We start from the raw sequence: 15,736 nt of genomic DNA on the forward strand, positions 1-15,736 counted from the left end.
TCGGGATTTTCCGGCGTTCATGATGACCTTCATCGGAGGGCATCCAGCGCGAGATTGAGCTTGAGCACATTGACCCGCGGCTCGCCTAGAAAGCCGAATTGACGGCCTTCGGTGTACCGTTTCACCAGGTCCTCGACCACGGGTAGCGACAGGTTGCGCAGCCGCGCCACGCGGGCCGCCTGGTAGGCCGCGGCGGCGGGACTGATGTGCGGGTCCAGGCCGCTGCCGGAAGCGGTGACCAGATCGACCGGCACCGGCGCCGTATTGCCGGGATCGGCATTCCGCAACGCCTGAACCCTGCTCTTGATGGCCGCGAGCAACGCCGGATTCGTCGGCCCCTGATTGGAACCGCTGGAGGCCCCGGCATTGTAGGCATGCGGTGCGGTCGCCGAGGGGCGGCCCCAGAAATAGCGGGGATCGCCGAAGGGCTGGCCGATGAGTTCGGAGCCCAGAACCTTCCCGTCCTTTTCGATCAGGCTGCCATTGGCCTGGCGGGGAAACAGCAGTTGCCCCAGCTGGGTGACCAGCACCGGATAGAAGACACCCGTGACCAGGGTCCACACCAGCAGCATGAGCAATGCGAGTTTGAAATGGTTGATCATGGGGCACCCCTAAACCAGATCCAGGGCGACGAGCAGCAGGTCGATCAGCTTGATGCCGATGAAGGGTACGACCAGGCCGCCGACGCCATAGATCAGCAAGTTGTTGCGCAGCAGCGCCGAAGCGCCCACCGGCTTGTAGCTCACTCCCCTCAGCGCCAGCGGAATGAGCGCGACGATGATGAGGGCGTTATAGATCACCGCCGAGAGGATGGCGCTGGCGGGCGTTGCGAGCCCCATGACATTGAGCGCATTCAGCGCCGGATACGTGCTCGCGAACGCCGCCGGGATGATGGCGAAATACTTCGCCACGTCGTTGGCGATGCTGAAGGTGGTCAGTGCGCCACGGGTCATCAGCATCTGTTTGCCTGTCTCCACGATCTCGATGAGTTTGGTGGGATTGGAATCCAGGTCCACCATGTTGCCGGCCTCCTTGGCAGCCTGTGTGCCCGTGTTCATCGCCACGGCCACGTCGGCCTGGGCCAGGGCCGGGGCGTCGTTGGTACCATCACCGGTCATCGCCACCAACCGGCCTTCCGCCTGGTAGCTGCGGATCAGCTTGAGCTTGGCCTCGGGCGTCGCCTCCGCCAGGAAATCGTCCACCCCGGCCTCGGCGGCGATGGCGGCCGCGGTCAGCGGATTGTCGCCGGTGATCATGACCGTCTTGATCCCCATCCGGCGCAGTTCGACGAAGCGTTCCTTGATGCCGCCCTTGACGATGTCCTTCAGCTCGATCACGCCCAGCACCCGCCCATTTTCGGCGACCACCAGCGGCGTGCTGCCGCGCCGCGCCACATCATGGACCAGCTTCTGTACTTCCTCGGGGAAACTGCCGTCCTGCTCCTCCACGTAGACGCGGATCGCATCGGCCGCCCCCTTGCGGATCTGGCGACCTTCGAGGTTCACGCCGCTCATGCGGGTCTGGGCGCTGAAATGCACGAAGGTGGCACCCAGGGTACGCACGTCACGTTCCCTCAAGCCGTACTTCTGCTTGGCCAGCACCACCACGCTGCGGCCTTCCGGCGTCTCGTCCGCCAGCGACGCCAGCTGCGCGGCGTCGGCCAATTCCTGCCGGCCGATCCCCTGCAGCGGCAGGAAGGCCGATGCCTGGCGGTTGCCGAGCGTGATGGTGCCGGTCTTGTCGAGCAGCAGCACGTCCACGTCCCCCGCCGCCTCCACCGCCCGGCCCGAGGTGGCGATCACATTCTTGCGCATCATCCGGCCGATGCCGGCCACCCCGATGGCCGAGAGCAGGCCGCCGATGGTGGTGGGAATCAGGCACACCAGGAGCGCGACCAGCACGGTGACCATGATCGGCCGGCCCTCGCCGGCCGTTTCCACGCTGTAGATCGAAAACGGCAGCAGGGTCACGGTCGCCATCAGGAAAATCAGGGTGAGCGCCACCAGCAAAATGGTCAGGGCGATCTCGTTCGGGGTCTTCTGACGCTTGGCGCCTTCGACCATGGCGATCATGCGGTCGAGGAAGGCCTCGCCCGGATTGACCGTGATCCGCACCACCAGCCAGTCCGACAGCACCCGCGTGCCTCCGGTGACCGCGCTGAAGTCCCCGCCGGATTCGCGGATCACCGGCGCACTCTCACCCGTAATGGCGCTTTCGTTGACCGAAGCCACCCCTTCGATCACCTCGCCGTCGGCAGGGACGAAATCGCCGGCCTCGATCAGCACCACGTCGCCGCGGCGCAGGCTCGACCCCGGGACCTTGCTGTAGTTGGCGCCGTAGCGCGGCTCGTCCAGCTTCTTCGCCATGACGTCGCGCCTGGTGCTGCGCAGGGATGCAGCCTGGGCCTTGGCCCGCCCTTCCGCCACCGCCTCGGCGAAATTGGCGAACAGCACGGTGAACCAGAGCCAGAGCGTGATCGCCAGTATGAATCCCGAAGGCGCCTCACCCTGACCGACCAGGGACTGAACATACAACACCGTCGTCAGCAGGCTGCCGACGTAGACGACGAACATCACCGGGTTCTTCAACTGTGTCCGCGGCGCCAGCTTGCGGAACGAGTCCAGCAAAGCCTCCGCGAGGATCTCGCGGTCGAACAGTCCTGGTTTCGCGGTTTGATGAATCATGAACGATCCCTCTTATCTAGCACCGATCATCATGAGGTGTTCGACGATGGGGCCAAGCGCCAGCGCCGGTATGAAGGTCAAGGCGCCGACGATGATGACCACGCCGACCAGCAGGCCGACGAACATCGGCGTATGGGTCGGCAGGGTGCCCGCCCCGGGCGGCACGTAATTCTTGGCGGCCAGGGCGCCAGCGATCGCCAGCACCGGCACCGCCAGCCAGTAGCGGGAGAACCACATCGCCAGCCCCAGCATGAGATTGTAGAAAGGCGTATTGGCCGCGAGGCCGGCGAAGGCACTGCCGTTGTTGTTGCCGGCGGACGAGAAGGCGTAAAGGATTTCACTGAAGCCGTGGGCGCCCGGATTGAAGACCGAGGACTTGCCGGCGTCGAGCATGACGGCGACGGCCGTCCCTCCCAGAACCATCAAGGGCGGCACCAGGATGACGATGGCGGCCATCTTCATCTCGTAGGCCTCGATCTTCTTGCCCAGGTATTCCGGGGTACGGCCGATCATGAGGCCGGCGACGAACACCGCGACGATGGCGAACACCAGCATCCCGTACAGGCCGGAACCCACGCCGCCGAACACGACCTCGCCCAGCTGCATCAGCCACATCGGCACCAGGCCGCCCAGGGGCGTGAAGGAATCGTGCATGGCGTTGACCGATCCATTGGACGCCGCCGTCGTCGCCGTCGCCCACAGCGCGGAGTTGACGATGCCGAAGCGGGTTTCCTTGCCCTCCATGTTGCCGCCGGCCGGATCGACGCCCAAAGCGGCGAAGGCGGGGTTGCCGCCCTGCTCGCAGAGGACGGTGACGAAAAGCAGCGGAACGAAGATCAGCGTCATCGCCGCCAGGATCACCCAGCCCTGCCGGGTATCGCCGACCATCACGCCGAAGGTGTGGCAAAGCGCCCCGGAGATCACGAGGATCGCCAGCATTTCCAGGAAGTTGGAAAACGGCGTCGGATTCTCGAAGGGATGGGCCGAATTCACGCTGAAAAACCCGCCGCCGTTGGTCCCGAGCTGCTTGATGGCGACCTGCGACGCCGCCGGCCCCAAAGCCAGCGTCTGTTCGCTGACCGTGACGTGCCCGGTCACCGGATTGCCGTCCGCATCGACCAGGGGGTGACCGCCATCGTCCTGCTTCGGCCTGTCGTAACCGGTCGCTTCCACGAGAGTGACGTTCCGATAGGGTTCGAAGGTCTGCACCACACCTTGACCGATCAGCAGGAGGGCCAGAAGGAACGACAACGGCAGCAGAATGTGCAGGATGCTGCGCGTCAGATCGACCCAGAAATTGCCGAGGGTATCGGCGTTCCTGCGGACGAAGCCCCGGATCAGCGCCACCAGCACCGCCATGCCGCTGGCGGCCGACACGAAATTCTGCACCGTCAGCCCCAGCATCTGGGTGAGATGGCTCAGGGTCGTCTCGCCGCCGTAGCCCTGCCAGTTGGTGTTGGTGGCGAAACTGATCGCCGTGTTGAAGGCCGAATCCGGCGCGACCGCGGGCAGGCCCTGAGGGTTCAACGGCAAGAACCCCTGGCACCGCTGGAGTGCATAGACCGCCAAAACCCCCAGCAGGTTGAACACCAGGAAGGCGGAGGCATAGCCGGTCCAGCGCATTTCCGCCTCGGGATCGATGCCGGTGATGCGGTAGATGAAGCGCTCGACCGATGCCAGCACGCGCACCGTCGCCGACCTCCCCTCGTACACCGCGGCCATGTAACGGCCGAGCGGCTTGGCCAGGGCCAGCAGCACACCGAGGTACCCGCAGATTTGCAGCAAGCCGTTGGCCGTCATCAGAATTTCTCCGGACAAAGGAGAGCGAATACGAGATAAACCAAGACTCCCAGCGCGAGCAGGGCGCTCAACAGATGAATCCAGCTCATTCTTTCTCCTTCAGGCATTCCAGGCCATGAACCAAGCCGATCGTCACGAGGGACACGCCAATCAATACCGCGAGATAGAAAACGTCCATAGCTCCAAATCCCCTGCAGTTTGAATTTCGGACGAGAAAGCTTAGCGATTTCGGGATAAAGATCTCCTAAAGATGACGGAAGAGTGCGTAAAGGAGGCATAAAAAAGCCGGTTCGAGCGAATTCGCAGGCGGACGGCCGTCGCACCGGGCTCACCGAAGGAATGGACCGTCAGACCAAGGTCCGATGTCGCCTCGGTGGAGTTGTCGCAAACCTCCCGCACCATGAAGCAAGCCAACCCTGTCCTCATTGCGATCGTCGATGATGAGGAGGCCGTGTGCAAGCCGTTGCGGAGACTCATTCGGGACGCCGGCTCGGCGCCTGGTGGCGCTGAGCGACCTCGGACCGCACCAGCCGACTCTGGCCGCCTTGCGACCCGCGCTTGGCTGCCACCCCCCCAGCTACTTGATAATATGGCGCCCCGATTCAGGCCCCGACCGGCGGCCTGACCCGAACACGAACACGAGGAACCCTGATGTCCGATATCGAAATCGCGCAGCGCGCCAAGATGCTGCCCATCATTGATCTGGCCCGCGAGAAACTAGGAATTCCTGCCGCCAGCCTCGACCCTTACGGGCATTACAAAGCCAAGGTCGCGCTCGACTACATCGACGGCCTCAAGGACCGGCCCGACGGCAAGCTCATCCTGGTCACCGCCATCAGCCCGACCCCGGCCGGCGAAGGCAAAACCACGACCACGGTCGGCCTGGGCGACGCGCTGAACCGGATCGGCAAGAAGACCGTGATGTGCCTGCGCGAACCCTCGCTCGGCCCCTGCTTCGGCGTCAAAGGCGGAGCCGCGGGTGGCGGCCATGCGCAGGTGGTGCCGATGGAGGACATCAACCTGCATTTCACCGGCGACTTCCACGCCGTCGGCGTCGCCCACAACCTGCTCTCGGCCCTGATCGACAACCACATCAACCACGGCAATGCGCTCGACATCGACCCGCGCCGCATCCAGTGGAAGCGCGTGGTCGACATGAACGACCGCGCCCTGCGCAAGATCGTGGTGGGCATGGGCGGCACCGCCAACGGTTATCTGCGCGAAGACGGCTTCGACATCGTGGTGGCATCGGAAGTGATGGCCATCCTCTGCCTGGCCACCAGCATGGCGGACCTGAAGGAGCGGCTGGGCCGCATCATCGTCGGCTACAAGAGCGACGGCAAGACCCCGGTCTACGCCCGCGACCTCAAGGCCCACGGCGCCATGGCCGCCCTGCTGAAGGACGCCATCAAGCCGAATCTGGTGCAGACCCTGGAGAACAACCTCGCCATCATCCACGGCGGGCCGTTCGCCAACATCGCCCACGGCTGCAACACCGTGACCGCCACCCAGACTGCGCTGAAGCTGGCCGATTACGTGGTGACCGAAGCCGGCTTCGGCGCCGACCTGGGCGCCGAGAAGTTCATCGACATCAAATGCCGCATGGCCGGGCTGAACCCCGCCGCGGTGGTGCTGGTCGCCACGGTACGCGCCCTGAAATTCCACGGCGGCGTGAAAAAGGAAGACCTGAATCAGGAAAACCTCGCCGCGCTGGAAGCCGGTTTCGCCAACCTGGAAAGGCACGTCCACAACATCCGCGAGCACTATGGCCTGCCCTGCGTGGTGTCGATCAACCATTTCAGTTTCGACACCGAAGCCGAAATCGCGTGGCTGATGAAGAAGTGCGAGGCGTTGGGCGTGAAGGCGGTCCTCGCCCGCCACTGGGCCGAGGGCGGCAAGGGCGCGGAAGCGCTGGCCCGGACGGTCGCCGACATCGTCGACCACCAGCCGGGCCGGCATACCTTCGTCTACGGCGACGAAGCGACGCTGTGGAACAAGATCGAGACCATCGCCACCAAGATCTATGGCGCCGCCGGCATCAGCGCCGACGCCAAGGTCAAGGCCCAGCTCGAAGCGTGGAATGCCGACTACGGGCATTACCCGGTGTGCATGGCCAAGACCCAGATGTCCTTCTCCACCGACCCCAACGCCAAGGGCGCGCCCAGCGGCCACACCGTCGCCATCCGCGAAGTCCGCCTGGCCAACGGCGCCGGCTTCGTGGTCGCCATCGCCGGCGACATGATGACCATGCCCGGCCTGCCCAAAGTCCCGGCGGCCGAGCACATCGACGTCGACGACGACGGCCGGATCAGCGGCTTGTTCTGATCGGCGTGCGGCCGCCGCGGGCCCACGCTTGGCAGCCCGCGGCGGTGCCGATCAAGGCAACCCCAATGCTTTCAGGCTGGCTTTACCCAACTCCACCCGTTTGCCCACGTCGGACTCGCTCCGGACATCCATGTTCAGCGCAAATGCATAGACGCGATCGTCCCGTTGCACCCAGCCGACCCACCAGCCCACCCTGACTCCGGCAACATTTCCCAAGCCCGTTTTGCCATAGAGTTTCCAATTCGTGCCTTGTTCCAATCGGATGATTTCTCGAACGGCTCCCTGAATATCTTTCGGAAACGGCAATTCCCCCAGCGCCAATTTGGCGAGAAACCGGGTTTGCTCGACCGCGCTGATCTTGAGCGGCCCGGCCAGCCAGAACGTATCCACCGCAGAGCCAATTTCCCTGTTGCCGTAATCCAGGCGAGATACACAGTCCTTCATGCGCTCGAGACCGATACGCCGGGCCAGTTCCTGATAGATCGGAACGTTCGAAATCACGATCGCCTCGCGCAGCCCCATGTCCTTCTCCCAGCTTTTGAAAGGCTGAGGAGCGCCGCCATAGGGCAAGACTTCATCGACACTCTTGACCGCGCCGGTGGCAAGTCCAATCAAAGTATTTGGAATCTTGAACGTCGACGCAGGAACGAATCTGGTTTCTGCGCGTTTTCTCTCATGACCGGTAAACGTCTGGGCGGAGACGTCATAAAGTACGAAAGTGCCATGCACGCCGGCATGCCTGAAAATATCGCCGACTTCCCGGCTGTCTTTCCAGCCGGCTGCATGCGCTGCGCATGCAAACAAAACCACTGCTGCGAATACCCCTTGCATTATTCGAGTCGACATACCCCGACAGGGGTGCGGAACGTTTGCAGCCGACAAGGAAGTCGGCATATTCATATCATTCGCCCTGCTCACTGAGAATCCCTCGACCTTGCCACCAGCCCCTCCAGCCATTTTCCGATGTCCTCCAGCCGCCCGGGAATTATGGGTGACTCCACAGTGAACGCAGAAGAAATCCGCCTCCGGAAACACGCCCGGCGCCGGCACGACCTTCACTGCGCCAACGACCGCTGCAGCTCCATGGCTGCAGCTTCGCTCCCGCAGGCGCGCTGGGGTTTCGGGTCCTTGCGGCGCACCGCAGCGAGTTCGGCCTTGGCGGCCCTGAAGTCAGCGAGAAACGCCGGGCTGGCGCGCAGCTTGGCCACCGTCGCCGAAGCCACGTTTCGTCCCTGAATCACGTCGCTGTACCAGTGCGTATTGCAAACGACGCGGCTCAGTCCGAACGCCCGCCCGCGGGCAAGGATTTCGGCGGCACGCTCCGGTGAAAGCCCGGCGAGGATGAGCGCCCAGGTCATGCCGATCGCCCCGTGCGCCGAAGGATAGGAGCCGTTCTCCTCCAGCCTGGCCTGCTCCGCCGGCGTGCAGATCGGCTCCTGGTTCGACATGAACGGTCTCGGCCGCCGGTAGTAATTCCTGGCGGCATAGGTCGAAAGCCCGGCGTCGATCAATGATCGCCGCAGCAGCACATAGAGGTGCGGCGTATCCGCTTCCGTGATCGGCGCGTCCAGCGCACAGGAAAAAGTGCCCGCCGCATGCGGAAACATCAGATAAGCGTCGGAAATCGCCAGCGTCCACGCCGGGGAATCGCGCAGCGCCAGGCTCCTGCGGCTGTAATCCATGTCGAGTGCAAGCGCTTGCGATCCTTCCGCGGGAGGCGGCGGAACCAGCGCGCGACTGTTCGGAAGGGTTTGAAACGGCAGATAACCCACGACCGAGGCCGAGCGGAATTCGGCTGGAACATCGGATTGCCGAAGTGCGGGGTTTCGGGCGCAGCCCGCGAACAGAGCGGCATGCACCAGCACAGCCCAAAATACATGCCGCCCACGACTGCAGACACTGTTCATCGAACCTCCAGCCCCGCTCGTTGTCGCATCTCCCTGGGGTAGTGTAAGCCCGCAACGCGCTCGGCGGTTCTTTTCGGACTGCAAAGATCCGGAGATCCGGACGCGGATTCGCCAGCGTCGCCAGCCATCACCGCACCGACGGCTTCAACTCACGTCGAAGACGCCCGACATAGGACTGAGCGAGGCCCGATTTTTTGGGCGGCAACGTCGATCGGGTTCCGTCATCTGTCCTCGAGGCAGTGCCTACCGTCGGCGGCGTGGTGACCCCGGCCCAGCCCCTGATGATGGTGGTGCCCGACGACAACCCGCTGGAGGTCTGGGTCTTCGTCGAAAACAAGGATATCGGCTTCGTCAGGGCCGGCCAGGAGGCGGAGATCTGAGAAGCGCGGGCTTATCCATTCGCGCCGCGTCAAGCCGGAGCGCTCCACCATGCGGGTGGACGGGAAAACCGTCAACCTGTCTCCGGGCAGGTCGGCATCCGTGGAAATCAAGACCGGCACGCGCCGGGTGATCGGATATTTCCTCAGTCCGCCGATCCAGCACGCCAGCGAGAGCCTGCATGAAAGGTGGGTTCGGGTTCCGCGGTCGGCCCGGGATTTCCCCGTATTGCTCCTGTCCTCCTCCCGTTGTTGAATATCAGGGCCCGAATGATGAAGGTGGAGGACGGACCATGCCGATCAATACCTTGGAATCATCGCCCTGGCGGGGAAGCCGTCACGATTTTTGCCGCGAGCGGCTCGAACCGCTTCTGGAACAGGCCGGCATCAGGATCAATGGGGACCGGCCGTGGGACATCCGGGTCCACGACCCGGCCTTCTTCCGGCGCATGTTCGCCGACGCCTCGCTGGGGCTCGGCGAGTCCTACGTGGATGGCTGGTGGGACTGCGACCGAATCGACGAGTTCATCTGCCGGATCATCCGCGCCGGTCTGGCCGACCGCTTCCGTTCCTGGCGGGATGCCGTCGCCGCCCTGCAGGCCAGACTGTTCAACCTTCAGCATGCGGCACGGGCGTTCCACGTGGGCCAGCGCCATTACGACATCGGCAACGATCTCTACGGCTGCATGCTGGACCGGCGCATGATCTACAGTTGCGGCTACTGGAAGGACGCCACGACGCTCGACGAGGCCCAGGAGGCCAAGCTGGACCTGGTGTTCCGCAAGATCGGGCTGGAGCCCGGCATGCGGGTGCTGGACATCGGCTGCGGCTGGGGCGGAGCGGCACGGTTCGCCGCGGAGAAGTACGGTGTCGAGGTCTACGGCGTCACCGTTTCCGCGGAGCAGGCCCGCTACGCCCGGGAAATCTGTCAGGGTCTGCCGGTCACGATCGAGCTGAAGGATTACCGGGACATCGAGGGTCACTTCGATCGCGCCTACTCGCTCGGCATGTTCGAGCATGTCGGCTGCAAGAACTATGGAACCTACATGAAGCTCGTGGCCGACCGGCTGCCCGACGACGGTCTGTTCCTGCTGCACACCATCGGCATCAACACCTCGGACAATCACGGCAATCCCTGGGTGGACCGCTACATCTTCCCCAACTCCATGCTTCCTTCCATCGCCCAGATCGGCACGGCCACGGAAAACCGACTGGTGATGGAGGACTGGCAGAACTTCGGTCCGGACTATGACCGGACGCTGCTGACCTGGTACGACCGGTTCGAACGGCACTGGCCTTCACTGCGGCCCCGCTATGGCGACCGCTTCTACCGGATGTGGCGCTTCTACCTGCTGAGCTTTGCCGGCGCGTTCCGGGCCCGCTATATTCAGCTGTGGCAGATCGTGCTCTCCCCCAAGGGGTTGACCCGGCGCTACGACGCGCCGCGCTGAGCCGCGAGAAAGTCATTCCCTTTGCCCCAAAGGAAGAGCATCGCGAGAAGGCTCGATCGATGAATCGAGGATCGCCCTCTCGTCAGGTCCCGGCGGATCGCCTGCCGGCATCCACCTGACGGGGCTTTCGTCCTGAAGGGGCGACCGCCCGCCCGTCGGGTTCGATTACCGGATCGCCCTCCGCTCTTCTTTCCTCCCCTCTCCGGTAGCCCGCAAACCCCGTGTCCGGCTCCGCGGCTCGGGGCTCGCGCCCCGTCACGCAATCGCAATCCAACTGTCATTTTCAAGTCATATCGCCGTAACAAAAGCCGGCTACTTTTGCGCACTCATCTTCTCAAGGGACATTCGGCGGCCGCGCCATCGGTGTCCCGATGGGATTTTTTGGGGTGGGGGGAGACCGGCCATCGGAGCATCAATGCATCGCCCATGTCTGAATCCGGCCGGCTCGGCAACGCCGGGTTCGCGTGGCGAACGAGAGTTTTTCCCATTTACGGAGAGTGCGAAAACCATGAAGAAATTGCGAGCAGTTTTTCTGGGCACGCTGGTCGCCGCGGGGCACCCGGCCCATGCGGCCATCAACGACGGGAAGTTCGGAACGCCGGGCGAGTTGTTCATCTCGATCCTGGATGTGGACGGAAAGAAGTCCTATTACAAGGACCTCGGCGTCGATATGGTCCAGTTCATGAACGGCCAGGGCTGCCTCGACGCCAATCTGGCGCAGGATCCCAATTTTGCGGCCTTTGCCGGCAAAACCAACCTGGTCTACAACATCGCGGCGGTCAATCCCTTGCTGAAGGATGCCAGTAACATCACTCAATGGGGCTATCTGGCCACATCGAGCCAGGGCAAGGACATTTTCAGCGCCAAATGGAACCTGATCGACAATGCGATCCAGAAGATCCAGGGTTACATCGCCGCCCTCAACGTCCAGCCGTTCGAGAACAAGCCCGGGCAGGCGGCGGAGAACAAATCGGGCGTGTTCGGTCCCGACGACCTTGCCTATCACGGCAAGGGCACCTGGGGTCCCACCATGGGGAGCTCCGTCAACGGCAACACCGAAGGCACCCCCGGCGCCGAACTCGAGTTCTATTTCATCAACAACTCCACCGGCGATTCCAAGGGAGAACACATCACCAAGCTGGGGGCATGGAGCTTGTCGAGCGCCGGCGCTCTGAGCTACAGCGGCACCGGCACCTCGACCCTGTGCTCGGGATCGGGGAACAAAGCCCCGACGGCGGCCATCACCAATCCCGCTCAGACGGTAGCGGTCAATACCACCGTCACCCTGGACGGCAGCGCCAGCACCGATCCCGACAACGGTCCCCAACCCTTGTCCTACGCATGGAAGCAGACCTCCGGCCCCACGGTGACGTTGAGCAACGCTGATCAGGCGAAAGCCAGCTTCACACCCGCCGAGGTCGGCAGCTACACCTTCCAGTTGACGGTCAGCGACGGCGCCGCCACCGGTACCGCCCAAGCCACCGTCACGGTGGAAGGCAGCTCCACGGGCGCTTCCATCCACATCGATGCGCCCGCGGCCTGGAAGGTCAAGCAGGCTCAGACAGTCGCCTGGACCACCACGGAAGTGCCGGCCAGCAAGCTGGTCAACCTCGAGTTCTCCACCGACGGCGGCTCCAAGTTCAAGAAACTGAAGAGCGTCGCCAACAAAAAAGGACAGACCCTGTGGAAGCCGACCAAGAAGCACGTCACACAACAGGGTGTGCTCCGGGTTTGCGTCAAACCGAGCAAAAAGTCCTCGTTCGTCTGCGACCAGATCGACGTCACGGTAGAACCCTGACTCCGGCAAGGTCCAGGAACGGCGGCCCGCCGGAACCGGCGGGCCGCCCGGCGTAATCACCCAATCACTCTCAAACAGACAGGAGTTAACTCATGCAAGTCAAGAAAATCGCTGCAGCGGTCGCGGCAAGCTCTCTGGGATTCTGCGCTCAGGGCTGGGCATTGGAACCCGGCGTATCGCCCGACATCGAAATCTTCATGTCCGGCGCATCGGCCCAGGATGGCAATGTCCGGCAATTGTTCGAAGAACTCTGCGTGGGAGGAACGCTCGATGTCTATTTCGACAACTCGAACCCCTCCAACCCCGGTTCCGCACACACGGCTATCTTCTGCCAGATCGACTCGTCCAAAGTGACGGGGCTCTCCGTCAACAATCCCAAGGTGCTGTTCCACAAGCGCTCCGCCGGCGGTTCGGCGCAGGGTGTGGGCCCGGTGCTCGACGAACAGGCGATCGACGCCATGATGATCAACAACGGCAACTGCCAGAAGGATGCGGCGAGCGGTAACTGGCTGTGCCGGATCTCCCAGCCCGGCGACCTCGCGCAAAAGGTGTCCGACGCCGGCGTCTCCGACGTCAATCCCGCGATGTTCCGGAGCATGAACACGCCGGATGGCGTGGCTCCGGTGGATCCCGCGAAGGTCAGCCAGCGCCTGGACGTGGTCTCCGGCGGCGCCCTGGTTTTCAACACGCCGGTGACCAAATCTCTGCGCGACGCTTTGCAGCGCGCCCAGATCGACATGGGTACCCTGGACCCGGACTGCGAAGGGCAGGACACCGAGCGCTGCATGCCCAGCCTGAGAAAGTATCAGATCGCCAGCCTGCTCACCGGCAACATCGGCAAATGGAGCGAAATCAAGGTCGTCGACAAGAACGGCCAGGCGAAAGGCGACTTGACCCAATACGCCAACGGATCGATCACGGACGACAAGGTCTATATCTGCCGCCGGGTCAACGGATCGGGTACCCAGGCCACCACCAATGCCAATTTCCTCAATGCACCCTGCACCGACAGCGCACTGAGTCCCGCTTCCACCTCCAATCCGCTGGCAGGACCGGTCGTGATCCTGAACTCGGGCGCGGGGAATGTCGACACCTGCCTGGATGATTTCAATCAGGGCACCAACAACAGCAAAGCCAATGCGGCCGGAGTCAAGGCCTGGGCCATCGGTGTACAGAGCACCGAACGCAATGCCAACCTCAAATACAACTACCGTTTCATCGCCATCGACGGCGTTGCACCCACGCTCGCCAACACGGCAAGCGGCCACTACATGGATTGGGCGGAAAATACCTATCAATGGCGCAAACCCGCCTACAACGGTCCGACCGGCGACAAGCTGAAGATCATCCAGAAGATCGCATCCGATGCCGGCAGCCCCAGCCTGACCGCCAAGAACAACGCCGCCTACGCGCATCCCTTCGGCCAGGGCGGTTATCTCGCGGTGACCACGGCGGGCAACACCCCGTCGGCGGATGGCAAGTTCGATCCCAACAATCCGATCCTGCCCTACAGCCATGCGCCCGGCCTGTCTCTGGACAACTGCCGCGTGCCGGTGGTCAACGACAACCTGCCGAACCGGCTCTGATCGAGGGGGCTGTGGCGGGGCCGCGCACGGCCTCGCCTCTCCCCGCTGCGGGGGCATAAACCGGCGTTCCGGAAGGGACGCCGGTTTTATCGCTATTTGTATTCATACAGGTGCAACGCCGTATAAAGGCAAAGTCCGTCTCTCTGGTATCGAATGGAACGCATGCAAGAAACAATGCCGCGGAGCCGCACCGGTGTCCTTGCCGGCATCCCCTTCTGTCTGGCCTTGGCTGCATCGCCGGCCAATGCCGATCCGACCGGCAACCCGGCCGCAAAGGACAGCCCGCCGGACGCCGCGGCTGAACAGGCGCCGCTGTTCGACGTCTGGGAGTACCGGGTCGAGGGCAATTCCGTGCTGGATCAGAGAGTGGTCGAAAAGACCGTCTACGGCTTTCTCGGGCCGGGCAAGTCGATCGGCGACGTCGAAAGCGCGCGCGCAGCCCTGGAAAAGGCTTACCACGACGCCGGCTATTCGGCGGCGCTGGTGGACATCCCCGAACAGGACGTCAACGAGGGCGTGGTGATCCTCAAGGTCAGCGAAGGCAAGGTCGACCGCCTGAAGGTGACCGGCTCACGGTATTTCTCGCTGGGCCATATCAAAGAAAAGGTGCCGGCCCTGGCCGAAGGCCAGCCGCTCAATCTGCCCGCCGCCCAGGAACAGCTCAGCAAGCTTTCGGCGGAGAATGCGGACCGCACGGTGACGCCCGTGATGCGAGCCGGCAATACCCCCGGGACGGTGGAAGTGGAGCTGGCGGTGGACGACCAGCTGCCCCTGCACGCGGGGCTGGAGTTCAACGGCCGCAACAGCGTTGGCACCAGCCGTACCCGCCTGATCGCTTCGGCGCGCTACGACAACCTCTGGCAGCTGAATCACAGCGCCTCGCTGCAATTCCAGGTTTCCCCGGAAAACACCGACAACGTCCAGGTCTGGTCGGGCACCTACGTGATGCCCATGGACATCTTCAATTCCGACGCCCGCATGGTCTTCTACGGCATCGGCCTGAATTCCAAGAGCGGCGTGTCGACGGTCGGCGCCCTCAACGTGGTGGGCGACGGCGAAATCTTCGGGCTACGCTGGATCAAACCCCTCCCCCGCCTCACCAAGCAACTCGGGCATTACGCGACCCTCGGCTGGGATTACAAGAACTTCGGCCAGGCCATCCTGTCCGACAGCGGCACCCAGATGACACCGATCAGCTACTCGCCCTTCATGGCCGGCTACGACGCCAGCCTCGGCTATGACGATGGTTCGTTCAGCCAACTCAACCTGGAAACTCATGTCCTGTTCTGGGGCGATTATCAGGAATTCGAAAACCGCCGTTTCGGCGCGACCCCCAATTACGTCTACCTGAAGGGGGACGTCCGACACCGGCAGGTACTGCCGGAAGACCTGTCCCTGCAGGTACGGATGACCGGCCAGATCACCAATGTACCCCTGATCAGCAACGAACAGATGGGCGCCGGCGGCATGTTCAGCGTGCGCGGCTACCACGAGGTCGAACGGCTGGGGGACAATGGCATCAACGGCTCGCTGGAATTCTACAGCCCGGATCTCGGTCAGTACCTTTACGAAAACATGGGGTTGCTCCGGTTCCTGGTGTTCGGCGACCTCGCCTACCTCTGGGTCAAGGACGCCTTGCCCGGACAGCCCCAGCACTTCAGTCTGGCCAGCACCGGCGCCGGATTCAACATGGAGCTGTGGCGCAAACTCAACGGCACCCTGTTCTGGTCCTATCCCTTTACCCGGACGGAAAGCGTCGCGGTAGGCGAAACCCGCGTCGATTTCCGCATCGCCTACGATTACTGATC

Annotated in this window: 12 protein-coding genes; 6 read left to right on the plus strand and 6 right to left on the minus strand. The window is 63.3% G+C overall.

Annotated elements, in window-relative coordinates; translation table 11 throughout:
• Positions 1-29 precede the first annotated feature (29 nt).
• From kdpC to ACSHWJ_RS05770, 4 genes are read right to left on the minus strand one after another with little or no spacing between them, the layout of a single operon-like run.
• On the minus strand, positions 30-602 hold the full coding sequence (gene kdpC / locus ACSHWJ_RS05755; RefSeq protein WP_249385276.1) for a potassium-transporting ATPase subunit KdpC: 573 nt from the start codon (positions 600-602) through the stop codon (positions 30-32).
• A gap of 9 nt (positions 603-611) precedes the next feature.
• Complete coding sequence (gene kdpB / locus ACSHWJ_RS05760; RefSeq protein ID WP_432539363.1) at positions 612-2,684, minus strand: potassium-transporting ATPase subunit KdpB; 2,073 nt, start codon at positions 2,682-2,684, stop codon at positions 612-614.
• A 12-nt stretch (positions 2,685-2,696) separates the two neighbouring features.
• Positions 2,697-4,484, minus strand: coding sequence for a potassium-transporting ATPase subunit KdpA (kdpA, locus tag ACSHWJ_RS05765; RefSeq protein ID WP_017364447.1), 1,788 nt, complete (start codon positions 4,482-4,484; stop codon positions 2,697-2,699).
• Positions 4,484-4,573 (minus strand): potassium-transporting ATPase subunit F, encoded by a 90-nt coding sequence (locus tag ACSHWJ_RS05770; protein ID WP_017364446.1) that lies wholly within the window; start codon positions 4,571-4,573, stop codon positions 4,484-4,486. The genes kdpA and ACSHWJ_RS05770 overlap by 1 nt, the downstream gene beginning before the upstream one ends.
• Positions 4,574-5,135: 562 nt before the next feature.
• On the opposite strand from ACSHWJ_RS05770, the gene ACSHWJ_RS05775 reads away from it, so the two are divergent.
• Positions 5,136-6,809, plus strand: coding sequence for a formate--tetrahydrofolate ligase (locus ACSHWJ_RS05775; protein WP_010961451.1), 1,674 nt, complete (start codon positions 5,136-5,138; stop codon positions 6,807-6,809).
• Positions 6,810-6,860: 51 nt separating this feature from the next.
• Here ACSHWJ_RS05775 and blaOXA read toward each other — a convergent pair whose 3' ends face one another.
• Positions 6,861-7,640, minus strand: a complete 780-nt coding sequence (gene blaOXA / locus ACSHWJ_RS05780) for a class D beta-lactamase (protein ID WP_256996518.1) — start codon at positions 7,638-7,640, stop codon at positions 6,861-6,863.
• A gap of 224 nt (positions 7,641-7,864) precedes the next feature.
• On the minus strand, positions 7,865-8,716 hold the full coding sequence (locus tag ACSHWJ_RS05785) for an acid phosphatase (protein WP_282213263.1): 852 nt from the start codon (positions 8,714-8,716) through the stop codon (positions 7,865-7,867).
• Between the two features lie 239 nt (positions 8,717-8,955).
• Between ACSHWJ_RS05785 and ACSHWJ_RS05790 the strand changes: the two genes are divergently transcribed.
• The 5 genes from ACSHWJ_RS05790 to ACSHWJ_RS05810 all read left to right on the plus strand — a co-directional run bounded on the left by ACSHWJ_RS05790 (position 8,956) and on the right by ACSHWJ_RS05810 (position 15,734).
• Positions 8,956-9,096, plus strand: coding sequence for an HlyD family efflux transporter periplasmic adaptor subunit (locus tag ACSHWJ_RS05790; protein WP_432539362.1), 141 nt, complete (start codon positions 8,956-8,958; stop codon positions 9,094-9,096).
• Positions 9,097-9,386: 290 nt separating this feature from the next.
• Complete coding sequence (gene cfa, locus ACSHWJ_RS05795; protein ID WP_017364440.1) at positions 9,387-10,544, plus strand: cyclopropane fatty acyl phospholipid synthase; 1,158 nt, start codon at positions 9,387-9,389, stop codon at positions 10,542-10,544.
• 508 nt (positions 10,545-11,052) lie between these two features.
• Positions 11,053-12,342, plus strand: coding sequence for a PKD domain-containing protein (locus ACSHWJ_RS05800; protein WP_017364439.1), 1,290 nt, complete (start codon positions 11,053-11,055; stop codon positions 12,340-12,342).
• A 92-nt stretch (positions 12,343-12,434) separates the two neighbouring features.
• Positions 12,435-13,928 (plus strand): hypothetical protein, encoded by a 1,494-nt coding sequence (locus ACSHWJ_RS05805; protein WP_017364660.1) that lies wholly within the window; start codon positions 12,435-12,437, stop codon positions 13,926-13,928.
• Positions 13,929-14,090: 162 nt separating this feature from the next.
• Positions 14,091-15,734 (plus strand): ShlB/FhaC/HecB family hemolysin secretion/activation protein, encoded by a 1,644-nt coding sequence (locus ACSHWJ_RS05810; protein WP_256994124.1) that lies wholly within the window; start codon positions 14,091-14,093, stop codon positions 15,732-15,734.
• Positions 15,735-15,736 lie beyond the last annotated feature (2 nt).

It is taken from the genome of Methylococcus sp. S1M (genome assembly GCF_051295855.1).
GTDB lineage: Bacteria > Pseudomonadota > Gammaproteobacteria > Methylococcales > Methylococcaceae > Methylococcus > Methylococcus capsulatus.

Coding starts and splice junctions, on each gene's coding strand:
- kdpC (WP_249385276.1), bottom strand. CDS start 602: ATGATCAACCATTTCAAACTCGCATTGCTCATGCTGCTGGTGTGGACC.
- kdpB (WP_432539363.1), bottom strand. CDS start 2,684: ATGATTCATCAAACCGCGAAACCAGGACTGTTCGACCGCGAGATCCTC.
- kdpA (WP_017364447.1), bottom strand. CDS start 4,484: ATGACGGCCAACGGCTTGCTGCAAATCTGCGGGTACCTCGGTGTGCTG.
- ACSHWJ_RS05770 (WP_017364446.1), bottom strand. CDS start 4,573: ATGAGCTGGATTCATCTGTTGAGCGCCCTGCTCGCGCTGGGAGTCTTG.
- ACSHWJ_RS05775 (WP_010961451.1), top strand. CDS start 5,136: ATGTCCGATATCGAAATCGCGCAGCGCGCCAAGATGCTGCCCATCATT.
- blaOXA (WP_256996518.1), bottom strand. CDS start 7,640: ATGCAAGGGGTATTCGCAGCAGTGGTTTTGTTTGCATGCGCAGCGCAT.
- ACSHWJ_RS05785 (WP_282213263.1), bottom strand. CDS start 8,716: ATGAACAGTGTCTGCAGTCGTGGGCGGCATGTATTTTGGGCTGTGCTG.
- cfa (WP_017364440.1), top strand. CDS start 9,387: ATGCCGATCAATACCTTGGAATCATCGCCCTGGCGGGGAAGCCGTCAC.
- ACSHWJ_RS05800 (WP_017364439.1), top strand. CDS start 11,053: ATGAAGAAATTGCGAGCAGTTTTTCTGGGCACGCTGGTCGCCGCGGGG.
- ACSHWJ_RS05805 (WP_017364660.1), top strand. CDS start 12,435: ATGCAAGTCAAGAAAATCGCTGCAGCGGTCGCGGCAAGCTCTCTGGGA.
- ACSHWJ_RS05810 (WP_256994124.1), top strand. CDS start 14,091: ATGCAAGAAACAATGCCGCGGAGCCGCACCGGTGTCCTTGCCGGCATC.